This is a genomic window from Pseudomonas sp. RA_35y_Pfl2_P32, assembly GCF_963970735.1.
In the GTDB taxonomy this organism is placed as follows: Bacteria; Pseudomonadota; Gammaproteobacteria; order Pseudomonadales; family Pseudomonadaceae; genus Aquipseudomonas.
On the sequence record NZ_CAXAQF010000210.1, the window covers coordinates 1 to 518 of the forward strand.

The 518-nt window shown below is 65.1% G+C and carries 1 pseudogene; it reads left to right on the forward strand.

What is annotated here, in order from left to right:
• Window positions 1-518: pseudogene (locus tag AACY45_RS27910) on the forward strand (prenyltransferase/squalene oxidase repeat-containing protein); the annotation flags it as partial.

Below are 518 nucleotides of genomic sequence, written 5' to 3' on the forward strand. Positions count from 1 at the left end.
CGCCCCGGCGGCTGGGCGTTCCAATACAATAACGCGCATTATCCCGATCTCGACGATACCGCCGTGGTGGTGATGGCGATGGACCGCGCCAAGGACCTAGTCGCTAGCCCCTCCCCTTCAGGGGAGGGGTTGGGGTGGGGCCGCTCCGCGCATTCGACGCAAGGGGATGTGGGCACGGTCCCACCCCCAGCCCCTCCCCTGAAGGGGAGGGGAGACGGGTATGAAGAAGCCATCGCGCGCGGGGTCGAATGGACCGTCGGGCTGCAAAGCAAGGATGGCGGCTGGGGCGCGTTCGATGCCGACAACAGCTATCATTACCTCAACAACATCCCCTTTGCCGATCATGGCGCGTTGCTCGATCCGCCGACCAGCGACGTCACCGCGCGCGTGGTGTCTATGCTGGCGCAATTGGGCGAGACCGACACGCCCCGGATGAAGGCGGCGCTGGCCTTCCTGGAGAAGGAACAGATGCCCGATGGCAGCTGGTTCGGGCGCTGGGGGGTGAATTACATTTACGG